At 50.3% G+C, this 15,660-nt stretch carries 17 protein-coding genes and 1 pseudogene; 9 read left to right on the top strand and 9 right to left on the bottom strand.

Annotated features, from left to right (window positions below; translation table 11 throughout):
* Nucleotides 1-15 precede the first annotated feature (15 nt).
* A complete protein-coding gene (gene aes / locus G544_RS0110695) occupies nt 16-981 on the bottom strand; it encodes an acetyl esterase (RefSeq protein ID WP_027274594.1) in 966 nt (321 codons plus the stop codon).
* A gap of 472 nt (nt 982-1,453) precedes the next feature.
* Here aes and caiF point away from each other — a divergent pair, with 472 nt between their 5' ends.
* Nucleotides 1,454-1,855 carry a carnitine metabolism transcriptional regulator CaiF gene (gene caiF / locus G544_RS0110690; protein WP_027274593.1) on the top strand — a complete coding sequence of 134 codons (402 nt, stop codon included), beginning with the start codon at nt 1,454-1,456 and terminating at the stop codon, nt 1,853-1,855.
* Nucleotides 1,856-1,910: 55 nt separating this feature from the next.
* Here the strand turns inward: caiF and yrbL are convergent, their stop codons facing one another.
* Entirely contained in the window at nt 1,911-2,543 is a 633-nt protein-coding gene (gene yrbL / locus G544_RS0110685; protein ID WP_027274592.1) for a PhoP regulatory network protein YrbL, read from the bottom strand.
* 512 nt (nt 2,544-3,055) lie between these two features.
* On the opposite strand from yrbL, the gene G544_RS0110680 reads away from it, so the two are divergent.
* The gene (locus tag G544_RS0110680; RefSeq protein WP_027274591.1) at nt 3,056-3,991 is read left to right on the top strand and encodes an HNH endonuclease; all 936 of its coding nucleotides are present in this window, start codon (nt 3,056-3,058) and stop codon (nt 3,989-3,991) included.
* 93 nt (nt 3,992-4,084) lie between these two features.
* On the opposite strand, the gene dinQ is transcribed toward G544_RS0110680, so the two are convergent.
* From dinQ to G544_RS0110665, 3 genes are all read right to left on the bottom strand, one after another.
* Complete coding sequence (dinQ, locus tag G544_RS21985) at nt 4,085-4,168, bottom strand: damage-inducible type I toxin DinQ (RefSeq protein ID WP_081650777.1); 84 nt, start codon at nt 4,166-4,168, stop codon at nt 4,085-4,087.
* A gap of 387 nt (nt 4,169-4,555) precedes the next feature.
* Nucleotides 4,556-5,104 (bottom strand): hypothetical protein, encoded by a 549-nt coding sequence (locus tag G544_RS0110670; RefSeq protein WP_027274590.1) that lies wholly within the window; start codon nt 5,102-5,104, stop codon nt 4,556-4,558.
* Between the two features lie 49 nt (nt 5,105-5,153).
* Complete coding sequence (locus G544_RS0110665) at nt 5,154-6,053, bottom strand: acetamidase/formamidase family protein (RefSeq protein ID WP_027274589.1); 900 nt, start codon at nt 6,051-6,053, stop codon at nt 5,154-5,156.
* Nucleotides 6,054-6,492: 439 nt separating this feature from the next.
* Between G544_RS0110665 and cfa the strand changes: the two genes are divergently transcribed.
* On the top strand, nt 6,493-7,644 hold the full coding sequence (gene cfa, locus G544_RS0110660; RefSeq protein WP_027274588.1) for a cyclopropane fatty acyl phospholipid synthase: 1,152 nt from the start codon (nt 6,493-6,495) through the stop codon (nt 7,642-7,644).
* 76 nt (nt 7,645-7,720) lie between these two features.
* Here the strand turns inward: cfa and G544_RS0110655 are convergent, their stop codons facing one another.
* A complete protein-coding gene (locus G544_RS0110655) occupies nt 7,721-8,620 on the bottom strand; it encodes a diaminopimelate dehydrogenase (RefSeq protein WP_027274587.1) in 900 nt (299 codons plus the stop codon).
* A gap of 347 nt (nt 8,621-8,967) precedes the next feature.
* Between G544_RS0110655 and G544_RS0110650 the strand changes: the two genes are divergently transcribed.
* The 5 genes from G544_RS0110650 (at nt 8,968) to G544_RS0110630 (ending at nt 12,921) form a co-directional block, all read left to right on the top strand.
* Nucleotides 8,968-10,296 carry an MATE family efflux transporter gene (locus G544_RS0110650; protein WP_027274586.1) on the top strand — a complete coding sequence of 443 codons (1,329 nt, stop codon included), beginning with the start codon at nt 8,968-8,970 and terminating at the stop codon, nt 10,294-10,296.
* 176 nt (nt 10,297-10,472) lie between these two features.
* A complete protein-coding gene (locus G544_RS0110645) occupies nt 10,473-10,823 on the top strand; it encodes a hypothetical protein (RefSeq protein ID WP_027274585.1) in 351 nt (116 codons plus the stop codon).
* Nucleotides 10,824-10,892: 69 nt separating this feature from the next.
* Nucleotides 10,893-11,285 carry a VOC family protein gene (locus G544_RS0110640; protein ID WP_211218904.1) on the top strand — a complete coding sequence of 131 codons (393 nt, stop codon included), beginning with the start codon at nt 10,893-10,895 and terminating at the stop codon, nt 11,283-11,285.
* Nucleotides 11,286-11,414: 129 nt separating this feature from the next.
* Entirely contained in the window at nt 11,415-12,062 is a 648-nt protein-coding gene (gene grxB / locus G544_RS0110635; protein WP_027274583.1) for a glutaredoxin 2, read from the top strand.
* Nucleotides 12,063-12,225: 163 nt separating this feature from the next.
* Nucleotides 12,226-12,921: a pirin family protein gene (locus G544_RS0110630; RefSeq protein WP_027274582.1), complete on the top strand. Its 696-nt coding sequence runs from the start codon at nt 12,226-12,228 to the stop codon at nt 12,919-12,921.
* A 79-nt stretch (nt 12,922-13,000) separates the two neighbouring features.
* Here G544_RS0110630 and G544_RS0110625 read toward each other — a convergent pair whose 3' ends face one another.
* Nucleotides 13,001-13,570, bottom strand: coding sequence for a recombinase family protein (locus G544_RS0110625; protein ID WP_036023854.1), 570 nt, complete (start codon nt 13,568-13,570; stop codon nt 13,001-13,003).
* A gap of 123 nt (nt 13,571-13,693) precedes the next feature.
* On the opposite strand from G544_RS0110625, the gene G544_RS20365 reads away from it, so the two are divergent.
* On the top strand, nt 13,694-14,404 hold the full coding sequence (locus tag G544_RS20365; protein ID WP_187125593.1) for a phage tail protein: 711 nt from the start codon (nt 13,694-13,696) through the stop codon (nt 14,402-14,404).
* Nucleotides 14,405-14,622: 218 nt separating this feature from the next.
* Here G544_RS20365 and G544_RS20360 read toward each other — a convergent pair whose 3' ends face one another.
* Complete coding sequence (locus G544_RS20360) at nt 14,623-15,009, bottom strand: tail fiber assembly protein (RefSeq protein WP_051155694.1); 387 nt, start codon at nt 15,007-15,009, stop codon at nt 14,623-14,625.
* Nucleotides 15,009-15,660 (bottom strand): annotated as a pseudogene (locus G544_RS22405) (hypothetical protein); the annotation flags it as partial. The pseudogene G544_RS22405 and the gene G544_RS20360, both read right to left, overlap by 1 nt.

Genomic DNA, 15,660 nt, shown 5'->3' with positions numbered 1-15,660 from the left:
CCGTTCGTCGTCCTGCTACTTTAGATTCTGCTTAAAATAGTCCGCGCCGTCGCGAAGCGCTTGGTCTGCCGTCTTCATCATGCGGGAGTAGTGCAAAAAGGCGTGTAGGGTTCCCGAATAGGTTTGGTAGCGGCAAGGTTGGCGGTGTTCACTCAGGGTTTGGTATAGGGCGCGACTGTCGTCAATCAACGGATCGAACTCGGCTCCGGCAATAAAACAGGGGGGAACGTTGCGGGTCAGATCGTTGTTAAACAGGCAGTAATAAGGTGATTCACGATCCCGTTCATCGGCCAGATAGGCATTCTCATAGTCCTGAAGGTCTTGTTGAGTCAGCCCATCCCAAGGGCCACCGTAAAGACGACGGGTTACCGAATCCCGCAGGCCGAACAGGCCGTAGTAGAGCAAAACAGCCATGACGTCACCGCAGTTGATATCGCGATCGCGCAGCCATAGCGTCGTTGCCATCGCCAGCATTGCTCCGGCCGAGTCGCCGGCAAAGCCGATGCGCCTGGCGTTTAGACTATAATCCGCCGAATGAGTGTGAAAAAATTGACAGGCGGCAACGGTTTCTTCAATGGCCTGGGGAAAGCGGGCCTCCGGTGATAGCGTATAGTCTATGCCTATCACCGCACAGCCGGTATAGTGGGCCAGCAGGCGCATAATGCGATCGTGTGTATTTAAATTGCCGAGAATAAAACCTCCGCCGTGTAAATAGAACAGCGTTGCCTCACCGCTCATTTTGGGATAATAAACTCTTGTTCCTATTTCACCATATTTAGTCGCAATCTTAACCTCCTGTACTTTCATCATTTCCGGCCCTTGCTCATTCCAATACTTTCGCTCTTGGTTATAACAGAGCCTAAGCGTTTCATAATGAGAGTCCGCCGGTAAAGGTTGAGGATTGTCTAATTGGAATTGCAGTACGCTACGCATTTCTTCTGAAATATTACTAAGAACATTGACCTTATTTTCTGGTTTCATTCATTCCTCCTGACAGATACTTTATTATTTTACCCCTTGCCCATATCAGATTTGCGACCCACACCACAAAACAAGACAACATCATGAATTCATTAATAAAACAAAAGCCACGAAAGTATAAGAAAAACTTATACCAGACATGATTATAAAAATAACAAGCGTTTTTACTCAGTACGTAAATAGTAAAAACAATCACACAGCTACGCGATAATGTCATTTTTAATTACGCTATTTATACGTTATTAAAACAATAAATTAACATCAATAGAAAATAGTATAATTAATAAAAAAATCACATAAAATTCATGGTTATTATCTTGGCAATTAGGTATATTCAGATAGACCAACGGCGAGCGTTGAAAATAAAAGAGCATGCGTAAAGCACCTTATCGTCAATCCGAAATAGATAAATAGTGTAGCGCAATCAAGTAGGGTATTAGTTAATTAAAGTATTGGTTAAATAGGTGAGAATATGTATAGAGAGTATGTTCAAGAGCCTTTATATCTCTCCGTTGCCCGCTGGGTCATGCAGCAAAAGCGTTGGGTGAGCGCAACGGAAATTGCAGAGCACTTCAATCTGACCACCTGCAAAGCGATAAACACCGTTTCCTATATTCTTTCCGAAGTTAGCGAAATCGTCTGTAAAACCAAAAGCGTTCCCAATCAGTTGGAGGGCCGCGGATGTCAATGCCAGCGGCTGATTCAGGTAGACAGCATTGACGATTTGATTTCAAGCCGCATTAAGAACGCCGTGAATGCTGAGGGCGAAAGCGACTCGGACGAACGCCTGGAACAAGGCATACGCGTTCCCCCTTCCGAACTAAACCAGGAGCAAAAGTGGCAGTGGATGCTGTCGAAGGGGCAAAGAAAATAGGGGCAGACCGGCTACCCAATCGTTTTATTCTAGGCACACCTCTACGGCGGTGCGCCTAGACCTGCTTGGCGCTAAGATCTAACGAATTCTGACCCGGTATAAGAATTTCTAATTTCTTCGACTGCCCACTCTCAATCAGCTTTTCAATAAAGCGCTTCCACACGCGCTCCATTTTCTTTTCATAGAAAAATTGACTAAGGGTTGCCAGAGGAATAAGCGTACCTTCACCAATATTGTCCACGATCGTTAAGCGCCCTTTTCCCGTGGCCTCTTTACGCAGCAGGATGTTTTGCGGCTTGATGGTCATCGTCACGATCTGGTTACGAAACAGGTACTCTTTTAAAGCCTTGAGCAAAGCAACCAGCTGAGAGCTGCTCAATCTGTCGGTTTCATCTTCAAGGTAGTGAGAAAGCGCTTTTGACGGCGAACCGTCGGCATCGCAAACAAATTCAAAAACGTGCCCCACGCCAAGGTCGGTCTCGATGGCGCCAAAATACTTAGGAAGCCCGCTCCAATCAATGTTGCGAGCCTGAAGACGGCGGTAATACGCAAGCTCTCGCTTGACCTCTTTTTCACCACCGCTCTCTTTATTAAACAGTATCTTTATACACTGGGTGGGATTATCAGGGTGGACAAAGCATTTCCGATGACGGCCTTCACCGATAGGTCGCGCTGTTGAAAGCATCATTTAAACACTCCTTGTTTCAACAACAAAAAAACGTAATGAGACGCGTTATTATAACAACACCTTTCACAAACACAAATGATTATATCGAAAACATTTGAAACGCTTTTGTCAAACTGTGTCATTTGATAAAAACACACCACGAATAGCCCCATTTAGATGAATACATCTATTTAAATACTTAGCAATGCGCTATGAACATTTTCATCACTAAAAATAATTTCTCTTTCTCTAAACCCAGTCGTGAGAAGGCGCTATATTTAGGAAGCTGAATTTAGCGTTGAACAAAGCAAAGAAAAATAACGACATAAATTATAATTAAAAATCAATAAATTAACGGATGACTACTGATCCTGCTCGCTAATACGAAAATGGGAAATAGCATACAACTTTTTGTTCCATCTGCTTCTATCCTTATCTTTCTTAACTAAAGAGAGAATGCCGTATTTTTCCTTAAGTTATCCTTATGAGTAAGATAAACTATTAACATTCGGTATTAGGTTAGAGAGTTCCTTATGGGCAAGCGCTTTTTCTGGGTAAACCATAAACAAACGGGCAAACAAGAGCGGGAAGGAGGTTACATTTGGGCCCCTAAAAGAAAGAAAAACGGTGCTACTAACGTAACTTACGATAACCTCCTGAGAGTTAATCCTGGAGACATTATCTTTTCCTATTCATCAACCCTTCGAGCCTACGGCATAGCAAAAACAGCAGCTTATTCAAGTAGTAGGCCTGAAGAGTTTGGCAAAACGGGAGAGAGTTGGAATTCTGATGGCTGGAGAGTTGACGTTGAATTTCACGAAGTAAAAAACAAAATCAAGCCGTCTGACTATATTACACAAATATCCCCACTGCTTAGCGCTAAACATTTCCCTATCCACCCGCAAACGGGGAATGGAATGCAAAGTTGTTATCTTGCTGAGATTAGTCAAGATCTAAGTATCTTGCTCCTTTCTTTAACAGAGGTTTCTAGCTTTGCAGAATTAGGTATCTGCCACGATATCTCTTTAGAACAACAAGATATTGAGCAATTTGAAGAATACGTGCTATCAGATACGGATATTCCTGAAACGGAAAAACAGCGATTTATAACGGCTAGGATAGCTCAAGGGAAGTTTAGAAAAGATGTCATCGATCTTGAACCGTACTGTCGAGTAACAAAAATTGCTGATACCGATTTTCTGAAAGCCAGTCATATTAAGCCTTGGCGCCATTCGGATAATATCGAAAAAGTAGACCCTTATAATGGCCTCATGCTTGCACCACACGTCGATCATTTATTCGATCATGGCTGGATTAGCTTTAAAGATAACGGGGATATGATGATAAGCCCTCAGCTTAAAAAAGAGGTACTTCATCAATTAGGATTATCCCCTTGTAATGTTGGAGAATTCCCTTCTAGAACAGCAAAATACCTAGCTTGGCACAGAAAATTTTGCTATAGAAAATAATCGCTTTACAGGTGATTAAAACCGGTCTGACGTTTTGCCTGCATATTAAAGGCCGAAGGAGGTTAGCCTTCGGCCTTAGTTACGTTTCCGCTATCAGCCCATTAACTGGAGAAGGCAGCGGATCAGCTCAAGAAGCGCGATTAACGCCCCCAGAACGACGATCGCTTTTTCAATCATCCGTTTTCCCTATAAAGGGAGCGAGAACGCCGCGGCTTACTCTTACACAGCCTGTCACCACGGCTTACTCTAATGTTAGTTAAAGAGAGTCTCACTCCTGCCAGAGCACTGAAACCGGCACCACCCGTAGCTTCAGCCAGGACTTTCAAACCCGCGCGTGAGGTGGGCAGAAGTAGAAAAACGCTTTTTATAACTAACTTACTGAGTATACGCGCGTTCTGAATGCGCTGTGAATAGACATCTAGTTCAGGCATTGCGTTTACGTTGATGAAGGCATAATATTAAGACGTTAGTTAAAGAGAGTCTCACTGTGGCCAGAGCGACCAACTCAGTCCCGGAATGTAAAAACCCGATGATTAAATCGGGTTTTTTTATGCCTTAATTTCTCTAAACGGGCCGCTCCAGCTTCGCTGCCGCCTTTTCCAGCAGCGTATCCAGGCTTGAGGGCAGAAGGCGGTTTTTAACCGGTTTGCTCTCTTCCAGCAGCTTTGAGCCAATCTTCCTGTCCATGGTAAAAACGCTGACTTTACCTTCCTGATGCAGATAGATAAGCAGGCCGTCAATCCCTGCGCCGTCGTAGTCGACAAAGCGGTTAATGACCGTCTGCATGCGGCGTTTTGCCTCATCGTCACCGCCGACGGCGGCGCGCAGATCGTCAATATCCAGCCCGACCGGCAGCGTGTACAGATAAATCACGTCGATAAAGTAGTTGTCTTTCGCTCCGTTGCATAAGAAACAGTACTCTTTCTGCACTTCCGAAAGCCGGTCCATTTTTCGCAGCTCTATCGCAAGCGCCTGTCCGTCCTGATAGGAAGGCTCAGAAATATCAACAAACGCGAGCCGATAAGGGCCGGGATCGCCTGCCTGAACCGACAGGGAAAAACCGCCCACTATCACAAATGCGGCAAACGCGAGCCACTTCCCAAGCTGGGACATATACATCTCCTTATATTTACCGTCACAAAGCGCCATCAGCTTTCCTAAATCACAGGCAGACGCCTAACTGATTAAGCACTGCCATCGGCATCGCGAAACGGCAGGTCTTCTTCGGGTCAACCACCTGACACACCTGCAGATCGCCGGTGATGCTCATCAGGCTGATGGCATCCTCTGGGCTAAGTCCTGCCCGCTCCACCAGCAGCCGAGCCATATTTTTCGTCGCCCGCGTCGACGCGTCGTCCAGCATGGTGGCGGAAGCCAAAGTATAAACCCTGTCGTCATCCGTCACCATCGGCAGCGGATAGGGGCTCCCCTTAACGACCTCGACCGACAGCAGCACCTCGCCGGCGACTTCCAGACCGCAGCCAGACACTTCGCCGTCCCCCATTCCCGCATGCAGGTCGCCCAACGCCAGCAAAGCGCCCGGCACGTTGACCGGCAGCCACAGCGTCGTACCCTCGCGGATAATTTTGCTGTCCATATTGCCGCCGTGATCGTCCGGCGTACCGCAGGAGACGGCTTCGCCTTCCGGCGTCACGCCAATAACGCCAATCATGGGGCGAACGGGTGCACAGACGCCGCCGGGCAGGTAAGCTACGCCATCAGACAATTCAACCATATTCACCTTCGCTTCTGTCAGCTCATCGCCCAGCACGCCGAGCTGCGGTAGCGTGACCATCACCGCCTGCGAAGACGTGATGGTAATGCGCTTGATGGCTATTTTCAGGCTGTCGCCCGGTTCCGCGCCCTCAATCCAAACCGGCCCGGTCGCCGGATTGATGCGCTGCCAGTCGAGGCGGTCAAACGGCGTGTCGACGGAAGTAATCTGGTCTTCAAAGCAGTCGCAGGTTTGAAACAGCAGGTCCGTATTGGGCGCTGCGCGGCACGCCGGCGGGTTATCCGCCGACATAGCGTAAATAAGCTGAGTGCAGGGAATGACGGTCATCAGAGGCTCCTGGTTTTTATTCTTTGGCTAAGCGGACATGACGTAACATAACCGCGTTATCCGCCTTCGACAATAAAATGATAGGACCTTACGCCTTTCTCTTGGCTTTACGGCTCACCGTGCGTTAATAATGATATGGAATAAAAACACCCGCATTCTAGGCCAGACTAGACTTTGAACATCCTATTTTCTGGTTTTATACTTAACAAATTGATAACTAAAAATACGTACTGCGTTTTATCATCTCTTGACGGTAGTGGACCATACCGCCATTGGCCAACGGACTGGCTAACCCGACCGACATTCCTTTGGGTTTTTCTCTTTATTTTGTAACTGACAGCATTCGCGTGACGCGCTGCGGCTCCAGGCCAGGCTCGGCCTCCCTTTACCTCAAATACCTCTGAGGCGGCGAGCGTTACGACAAAGTGACGGAGAAACTATGAGCTCATCTTATATTGAAGATATCGGCATTCAGGCCAATTCCTGGTATCGAATGACCGTGGAACTACTGCAAAAAGCAGACATTACGATTAACGGCTCGCGCCCGTTCGACATTCAGGTTCATAACCCCCACTTCTTTAAACGCGTTTTGCAGCAGGGTTCTATGGGGCTGGGAGAAAGCTACATGGACGGATGGTGGGACTGCGCGCGTCTGGACATGTTTTTTCATCGCGTTCTGCGCGCCGGCCTTGAAAACAGCATACCCAAGCGCATCGGCGATCTGATGCGTATCGCCGGTTCACGCCTGTTCAACCTACAGTCAAAGCGGCGAGCCTGGATGGTGGGAGAACGCCATTACGATCTCGGCAACGATCTGTTCAATGAAATCCTCGACCCTTATATGCAGTACTCCTGCGGCTATTGGAAAACGGCGACGACGCTTGAACAGGCCCAGCAGGACAAGCTGAAAATGATTTGCGAGAAGCTCCAGCTGCGCCCGGGCATGACGCTTCTGGACATCGGCTGCGGCTGGGGCGGGTTAGCCGCCTTTGCGGCGAAAAACTATGGCGTCAGCGTGCAGGGCGTGACCATCTCCAAAGAACAGCAGAAGCTGGCGCAGGAGCGCTGCCGCGAGCTGGACGTAGATATCCTGCTTCAAGACTATCGCTCGCTCAATAACCGCTACGACCGCATCGTTTCTGTCGGCATGTTCGAGCACGTCGGCCCGAAAAACTATGTCACCTACTTTGACGTTGCTTCTCGCAACCTTAAGCCTAACGGGCTGTTTTTACTGCACACTATCGGCTCTAAAGAAACCAAGGACAACGTCGATCCCTGGATAAACCGCTATATTTTCCCCAACGGCTGCCTGCCGTCAGTAGCCAATCTGGCGCACGCCTGTGAAAAACGCTTTGTCATTGAGGATTTACACAACTTTGGCGCAGATTACGATCCGACACTGATGGCGTGGCACCAGCGGTTTATCCAAAGCTGGGATAAGCTTTCCGCACGCTACGACGAGCGCTTTAAACGCATGTTCAGCTACTACCTTAACGCCTGCGCCGGCGCTTTCAGGGCCAGAGATATTCAGCTTTGGCAGGTTCTGCTAAGCCCCAAAGGCGTTGAAGGAGGGCTTCGCGTACCGCGTTAACCACAAAAAAATGCGGCCCCGTATCCAGTTTGGAAACGGGGCCGCGCCTGTTTTACCGATGTGCTATATCAACAGGTTATACCAAGCGCTCAATAAGCTTATCGGTATCGCCCGGCAGGTAGTGGATTGGCGCCACTTCAATCACCGTGTAGGCTCCTACGGGGATCTTCATGGTCGCCCGAGCGGCGGATACCAGAAACTGAGAGGTCAGCGCCGGGTTGTTGATCCGCATTGAATATTCAAACAGTTGGTTTTGCGTCGCGCCGGAAACGCCCTTATGGGTCAGGTGTACGCCGTGGCCCATGTCTTTCAGGCTGTCTACGCAGTCGACCTGCTTGACGTGGGTTTCGTCAGAAGCAAAGTAGTCGTCCGCCTTGAGCGTACGGGCAACGGTGTCGAAATCTGCGCCGCTTTCCAGCTCAACGTAGACCAGGCGGCGATGAACGCCGGTGCCTAGCGGAACGGTCACGGACAGCGCGTCCTTAACGCCTTTGATAGACTTGGCGGCAACGGAGTGCCCCATGCTCATCCCCGGCCCGAAGTTGGTATAGGTGATCCCTTTGGGCGCCATCGCCAGCATCAGTGCGCGGATGATAGAGTCAGAGCCCGGATCCCAACCTGCGGCAACGACCGATACCGCGCCGTTGGCCTTGGCGACCGGATCCAGCGAATGTTTCAGGTCGACGATCTGCGAATGGACGTCAAAGCTGTCGACGGTATTGATTCCCTTAGCCAAAATCTGAAGCGCCACTTCTTTTACCGCGCGCGTCGGAGAGCACAGAATGGCGACGTCAACGTTGTCCAACTTATCGATGGAATCTACCACCGGATAAGCCGCCAGCTCCGCGGGTTTATCGCCAGCACTGCGACGCACTACGCCCGCAATCTCAAAGTCATCAGCCGCATTCAGGGCTTCTATCGCATATTTTCCGATGTTGCCATAGCCGACAACCGCTGCTCTGATTTTCTTAACCACGTTCTTTCCCTATTCATCGTTATAGTTTTATACCTATCCGAAGCCGCTCTTATTTCGCCGCCAGCCGCGGCGACGACACAAAAACAAACTACGTCGCCTAGCATAACATCGGAAAAAAGCGATCCCCCAGCGGTTTTTTATAAAATTTCAGGAAAGAGCAATGACTTAAAGCGGGGTTAGCTTAAAAAGCGATACGTTTGCGGCTGAAAAACGAATAAAAGGCGCGTTTATTGTTGGAGACTAATTGTTAAACGATGATACACTACGCGTCGGATTTTTCCCCTCTCCAGACGGGCTCTTGGACCGGTTCCTTGAACGCCTTTAAGTAAAGTCATTAAGGTTTTTAAATGCATCATAACGATGTTACTGAGCGATCGCTGTTTTCGCTGAGCTGGCCGATTTTTATCGATCTCCTGCTGCACTTTTCTACTCTGCTGATTAATACCTACATGGTCAGCCAGGTTTCCACCTCCTATCTGGCCGCGATGGGGCCGGGCAACCTGGTGTTTGACCTGTGCATCACTATCTTCAGCTTTATCAGCGTGGGCTGCAGCGTGGTTATCGCGCAGTATCTGGGCGCGCGCCAGCCGGAAGTGGCCAAAAAGGCCATTCACGTCTCTATCGCCTTCAACTTCGTTATCGGCCTTTTCTGCGCCGCCATGCTGTTCTTTTTCGGCAACTTCGCGCTGGAAGCCATGAACATGCCGCCGCACCTGATGAAGGACGGCTTCAACTATTTGCACATTATCGGCATCTGCCTGATCCCGGAAGCGGTGTCGCTGATTCTGGCCGCCTGCCTGCGGGTGTACGGCAAGTCCAAGGTGGCGATGTACGTGACGCTTATCGTCAACGCCATCACCATTGTCGGCAACATTTTTGCGCTCTACGTGTTCGATGCGGGGCTGGTGGGCGTCGCGTGGTCGACGGTGTTCGGGCGGGTGATCTGCATTATCCTGCTGGCCTGCCTGCTTAACTACGGCCTGCGCATTCGCCTGGAGTTTCGCCAATTCTTTCACTGGTCCAAAGACCTGCTGGGGAAAATTCTCTACATCGGCCTGCCCGCCGCCGGTGAGAACCTGCTGTGGATGCTGCACTACATGACGGCTAACGCATTTATCGGCCTGATGGGGGAAACCGCACTGGCCGCCCAAACGCTCTATTTCCAGATCGCGCTGTTCGTCATGATGTTCGGCATCGCCGTCAGCATCGGTAACGAGATCTTCGTCGGCCATCTGGTCGGCGCCAAGCGCTTTGAAGACGCCTATCGGCGGACGTTCAAGAGCCTGAGGTTCGGCATTATCGCCACCATCGTTGTGGTCGTGCTGTTCTGGCTGTTTGACAAGAACATCATGGGCCTGCTGGCGAAAGATCAGGATATGATCAACATGCTGCTGCCGCTGTTTATCCTGTCTGTCTTCCTTGAGCCGGGGAGAACCTTCAACATCGTGATGGTCAACGCCCTGCGCGCCTCCGGCGACGCCTGGTTCCCGGTCAAGACCGCGCTGTTTTTCATGTGGTGCGTCTCAATCCCCATCGGCTACTTTCTGGGCATCAAGATGGGAATGGGCATTATGGGGATTTGGATCGGCTTTATGTGCGACGAATGGCTGCGCGGCATCGCCAATACCTGGCGCTGGAAATCCCGCAGGTGGCAGGCAAAACGTCTGGATATTTAGGCCGTATCTCCTTTCAGTTTCTCTATTCAGGGCGCCTTTTCGGCGCCTTTCTTTTGTGCCTCGCTCCTTTTCCGTCAGGCAAGCGTAAAAAAAGCGTAAAACGCCTTCGGTCGCGTTGAACATTTTTTTTCAGCTGCAATGATAGAGATAAGTTCTCTAATAAGGGGTATACGGAAATGCTAAAGAAAATATTGCTCGTCGCCATACTGGCCGTTTCATTCTGCGCTTCGGCAAACGCAGCGTCACATAATCGCCACGGTAATAGCAACCATGGCCATCAGCAGCGCCATAGCAGTTCGTCATACCATAACAAGCACTACCGCGGTCCCAGCCACAACAACTACAAGCGCTACTACAACAGTCGTTACAATAATAGCTACAGCAATCGTTACAACCACCGTTATAACAATCACGGCTATCGCAACGGCTATAAAGCTACCTCTCGCCCGTACTACAACGGCTACCGCCCCGGATATCGTTCAAACGGTTACCGTCCAAGCCACGGCCGCCCGGCCCATCTGCGTTAAGCCTAACGTGCACTTTCCTGCGGGTTCGTTCATAATTTAAACAGTGACGAACCCACGGGATAAATCATCATGGTGAAATTCGGCTACACGATCGTCTACGTTGACCACGTGGAAAAAACGCTCCACTTTTTCAATCAGGCCTTCGATTTGCCCACTCGCTTCCTGCATGAGAGTGGAACCTACGGCGAGCTGGATACCGGAGAAACCGTACTGGCCTTCGCCGACAGGCTGCTGGGCGACAGCCACTTTCCCGACGGCTACGTTCACTGCGGCGACAGCGAAAAGCCGCTGGGTATGGAAATCGCACTGGTGACCGACGACGTCGTGAAAGCCCACGCCTCCGCCCTGCTCTATGGCTCAACTGAGCTCAAGGCGCCACAAACCATGCCCTGGGGGCAGACGGTCTCTTACGTGCGCTCTCCATCGGGGATCTTAATCGAACTGTGCAGCTCCATCGACTAACCTTGCATATGGCTCGAAAGCGCCTTTCACCGCGACAGCAACGGTGAGATAATCGTAATATCCACCCGCGCTCTGGGTTAACGCCACAAATTACGGGCCGTTCCGTTGGCCTAAATTGAGGACTCCGTTATGAAACTTTATGTTTACGATCACTGCCCCTACTGCGTGAAGGCGCGCATGATATTCGGCCTAAAGAACATTCCGTTTGAGATGATAACCCTGCTTAACGACGACGAAGAAACGCCCATCAGCATGATTGGCCAAAAGATGGCGCCCATTCTGGAAAAGGACAACGGCAACTGCATGCCGGAAAGTATGGACATCGTGCACTACGTTGACGAAAGCTTCGATAAACCGGTGCTGACGGGGAAAACTAATCCCGCTATCGCTGACTGGCTAAGAGACGTCTCCGCCTATCTTAATCAACTGCTGATCCCGCGCTACGCCAAGGCCGAGTTTGCCGAATTCTGTACGCCGTCCGCCCGCGCCTACTTCACGAAAAAGAAAGAGGCCGCTATTGGCAGCTTCGCCCAGCACCTTGAGAACACGCCCGTGCTGAAGGCGCGCCTGGAAGAGGATCTGCAAAGGCTTGATGCGCTGATCCAGTCGCCTGAAGCCTGCAACGGCGAACTGTCGGTCGACGATATCCACCTGTTCCCCTCTCTGCGCGGCATGTCTATCGTTAAGGACGTCCGCTATCCGGCCAAGGTGGACGCCTATCGTAAGGCGATGTCTAAACACAGCGGCGTAAACCTGCTGGACGCCATCGCACAGTAGCCCTTTTTTACCTTCAGTAAAAACGGCGTTCCGATAAAGAACGCCGTTTTTGCTTGGTTCATCACTCTTTATTCAATTATTTTGACCCTCTTCGTGACTTAATTCCGCTTTCTTGGCGGACTCAATGGACTACACTTAACTCAAACGTTAAGGAGGTTTCATTATGATTTATCTACGTAAAGCCGACGTGCGCGGCCACGCCAATCACGGCTGGTTGGACAGCTGGCACACCTTCTCATTTGCCGACTATTACGATGAGAACTTTATGGGATTCTCCGTTTTGCGCGTGATTAACGAGGACAGGGTAACGCCCGGTCAGGGGTTCCCGACCCACCCTCACAAAAATATGGAGATCCTCTCTTACGTGCTGGAAGGCGCCATTGAGCATCAGGACAGCATGGGAAACAAAGAGCGGGTTCCGGCCGGTGACTTCCAGATAATGAGCGCAGGAACGGGCGTTCGCCACTCGGAGTACAACCCGAGCGCAGCCGACCCGCTGCACTTCTATCAAATCTGGATTATTCCCAACGAGCAGGACATCGCACCGCGCTACGAGCAGAAATCATTTACGGAAAAGCACGCACGCCAGCTGGTGCTGTCGCCGGACGCGCGCGACGGTTCATTGAAAGTCTATCAGGATATGGAGCTGTGGCGCTGGGGGCTAAGTCATGGAGAAAAGGCTGAATATCCCATCACTAAAGGCCGACGCGTTTGGATTCAGGTGGTGAAGGGACAGGTTGAAGTCAACGGCGTGCAGGCCTCCACCAGCGACGGCGTCGCTCTGTGGGATGAAGAGACGCTTAGCGTGACTTCCTACGGTGACAGCGAGGTGCTGGCGTTTGATCTGCCGGGGGTTTGAGGGGATTAAATAAGCTATAGAAGTGGAATAGATTCGCCGCCGGAAATAAGAAATACATTATTTTCGGCGGCGGTTTTGTTTATTTTATTGGCGGGAAGTTTTTTGCCGGATGGTATTTATAGATTGTTTTTTCGGATATGTCATAAATACGGGAAATCTCTGCGCGAGAGTGGCCTTTTTCAATTAAGCGGCCTATTTGCTCCCACTGTTCTGCCGTTAGCTTTGGCCTTCGTCCTCCAATCCTCCCCTGCTCCCGAGCGGCGGCCAGCCCCGCATTCGTTCGCTCAACGATAAGCTCGCGCTCCATCTCCGCCAGCGCGCCCATCACGTGGAAAAAGAACCGCCCCATGGACGAAGAGGTATCAATGCTGTCCGTGACGCTGCGAAAGTGCACGCCCCGCAGGTGCAGTTCATCAATCAGCAACACCAAATTACGCATTGACCGCCCAAGCCTGTCAAGCTTCCACACGACAAGAGTATCGCCCGAATTCAACTGCCTCAGCGCCTTTTTTAGCCCAGGCCTGTCGGCCTTTTTACCGCTCATTTTATCTTCGAAAATATGCTCACAGTTTAAGCACTCAAGCGCCTTTCGCTGTAGTTCGGTGTTTTGTTCATTAGTTGAAACCCGAACGTAGCCGATGATTGCCATTTTCAGCGTCCTGTTTTTGGATTGAAGAGGCTTATTGTGGCAAATGTGGGTGGGGAAGGCATTCTTACAAACCTTGGTTTAATGGAATCCAGATTCACTGGATGCGCTGGAGATTCTCGCAATTTGCAAATCAGCATCGCCAATGCCTCGGCAATAGCTACGTTGACAGCCGACATAGTCATCGTTGGCGAGCCTCTCGCGGGGCGGCAATACCGGATTTCTGCCGTTAATAAAACGCTCAATCTTTTAACGGTTGGCGCTGGCGGCATTGATACCGGAATTGCGCCGAAAAACGGCTGGGTGGCTCTCTATTTGATTTTTAACCCGTCAACTGGCAACTCTGCTTTACTCGCCACGGATACAACCTCAGTTATCGCGCCAACTATTTACGCCGGGGTAAACTTGCCCGCCGGGTACACCGCGAGCGCCCTTGTGTCGGTATGGCGAACTACTAGCACAGGTCAATTTAGGAATGGATATCAAAGGGGGCGCCGATTTTCGACGCCACCATCGCATGTGCTCGTTACGACAGCTAATCCGGGCGGGTACACGTGGGTAGGTATGTCTGCACAAGCCCCAAAAAATGCGATTTCGGTTACGGGCTATGCGTTTTGTAACTCAGGAGACGGAGGCGGAAGTGCGACGCTCAGGATAGCCGCCGATGCTAACGGTGTGGGTTTTTTTCAGGCGTATGCTGGGAATTCAGGGCCGATGGGGGGGGACATACAGTTTGAGATTCTGATGTCGCAACCTCAAACCATTTATTACGATTTCTCATGGTCCACGCCGGGAGTATCAAACGCCACAATTGGTGTTAGCGGATATACAATTTAAATATGTTAAATGGGTGATATATGATTACTTATGTTCAATTTTCTGATGAAACAGAAACCTAAATAATCAATGTTTTCGGTTCGCCGCAAGACCCTACTATTTACGAAAATCTAGGTACAATCGACGATGACGACCCGCGTCTATTGGAATTTAAATCCAAGTTTCTAGTCCTTCCCGAACTTAGGCCGTAATGTCTACGGCCTAAATTATTGAATGGCCTACTCAGCTGGAGATAACGGCCAGTTAACAGGAACGGCGGCGGTATCGACGCGAGTTAACAGTACACGATATCGCCGCCATTCATCGTAACGCTGGTGCTCGGCGGGAGTGGCCATGCTGAATTCGACAGCATCGGCCAACATCGCGATAATCACGTTTGCGGCCTGTAGCCGCGCTAGCTTCTCGCCCTCAGCTGCTACATGTAGCTCAGCACCCGTTAACTCAGGCTCTGGCGGTGGCGAAAATTTCCCGTCTTGATATATCCAGCCCGGCCCGGCGGCGTCGACTTCTACAACATATAAGCCCGTGATATCAAACGCGCTGGTATCATCCGCAATAACAACGTTTTCAACGATGCCTTGTCCATTTACGATTGCGTATTTCATTATGCATACTCCCACACAATAACCCGTCCAGGCCCGCCAGAAAACCCGGCCTTGGCTGGCTGATTTTGAGTTGTATATGCAGAATTCCCACCGGCTCCGTAGTTTCCCCCCATGTGGGTAAACGGGGGATAGGATAATAGTGCCGACCCATATCCTAATGAGACTGTCGTGGACATTGTTGGCGAGGGAGTCATGGTTTTTATCACTATGCCGCTACTAATTACTGGTTGAGGTGCCTCGCGCGCATTTGTTGCTGCCTGATATATGTTGGAGGGATCCATATCTGATTGTCCCCGACCAGCACCTATACCGCCGGGGCATGAAAAATATGAACCAAATGACGTAGTACCTCCATTGTTTCCGGCTGCATTAACAACGCCCGCCCCGCCCGCGCCGATAATGACAGGTGCGGCAGATGGGGTGTCGATTAACACTTTTGCATAAGCTCCATTTGTTCCACAGCCAGACATTGAGACTCTAGCTGTTGTAGTTGCACCAACTCCACCTGATGCCCCACCGCCGCCTATGGCTTCAACGATAATTCTTTTCGTCCCTGCAGTTGGTGTATACATACCGGACGTATCAAAAAATTGTACATTTAGGAATCTGCCGACGTATCCGACCGCGTCTCCCAAACCAAGGTTTGTAAGA

The organism is Leminorella grimontii ATCC 33999 = DSM 5078 (assembly GCF_000439085.1).
In the GTDB taxonomy this organism is placed as follows: Bacteria; Pseudomonadota; Gammaproteobacteria; order Enterobacterales; family Enterobacteriaceae; genus Leminorella; species Leminorella grimontii.
The sequence above is the reverse complement of the archived record's forward strand: the minus strand, read 5'-3'. Positions and strand labels throughout refer to the sequence as shown.

Bases quoted from the DNA above. Each gene is read 5' to 3' on its own strand.
- G544_RS0110650 (WP_027274586.1), top strand. From the start codon at position 8,968: ATGCATCATAACGATGTTACTGAGCGATCGCTGTTTTCGCTGAGCTGG.
- grxB (WP_027274583.1), top strand. From the start codon at position 11,415: ATGAAACTTTATGTTTACGATCACTGCCCCTACTGCGTGAAGGCGCGC.
- G544_RS20360 (WP_051155694.1), bottom strand. From the start codon at position 15,009: ATGAAATACGCAATCGTAAATGGACAAGGCATCGTTGAAAACGTTGTT.
- caiF (WP_027274593.1), top strand. From the start codon at position 1,454: ATGTATAGAGAGTATGTTCAAGAGCCTTTATATCTCTCCGTTGCCCGC.
- aes (WP_027274594.1), bottom strand. From the start codon at position 981: ATGAAACCAGAAAATAAGGTCAATGTTCTTAGTAATATTTCAGAAGAA.
- G544_RS0110680 (WP_027274591.1), top strand. From the start codon at position 3,056: ATGGGCAAGCGCTTTTTCTGGGTAAACCATAAACAAACGGGCAAACAA.
- G544_RS0110645 (WP_027274585.1), top strand. From the start codon at position 10,473: ATGCTAAAGAAAATATTGCTCGTCGCCATACTGGCCGTTTCATTCTGC.
- G544_RS0110625 (WP_036023854.1), bottom strand. From the start codon at position 13,570: ATGGCAATCATCGGCTACGTTCGGGTTTCAACTAATGAACAAAACACC.
- G544_RS0110665 (WP_027274589.1), bottom strand. From the start codon at position 6,053: ATGACCGTCATTCCCTGCACTCAGCTTATTTACGCTATGTCGGCGGAT.
- cfa (WP_027274588.1), top strand. From the start codon at position 6,493: ATGAGCTCATCTTATATTGAAGATATCGGCATTCAGGCCAATTCCTGG.
- G544_RS0110630 (WP_027274582.1), top strand. From the start codon at position 12,226: ATGATTTATCTACGTAAAGCCGACGTGCGCGGCCACGCCAATCACGGC.
- G544_RS0110670 (WP_027274590.1), bottom strand. From the start codon at position 5,104: ATGTCCCAGCTTGGGAAGTGGCTCGCGTTTGCCGCATTTGTGATAGTG.
- dinQ (WP_081650777.1), bottom strand. From the start codon at position 4,168: ATGATTGAAAAAGCGATCGTCGTTCTGGGGGCGTTAATCGCGCTTCTT.
- G544_RS0110640 (WP_211218904.1), top strand. From the start codon at position 10,893: ATGGTGAAATTCGGCTACACGATCGTCTACGTTGACCACGTGGAAAAA.
- yrbL (WP_027274592.1), bottom strand. From the start codon at position 2,543: ATGATGCTTTCAACAGCGCGACCTATCGGTGAAGGCCGTCATCGGAAA.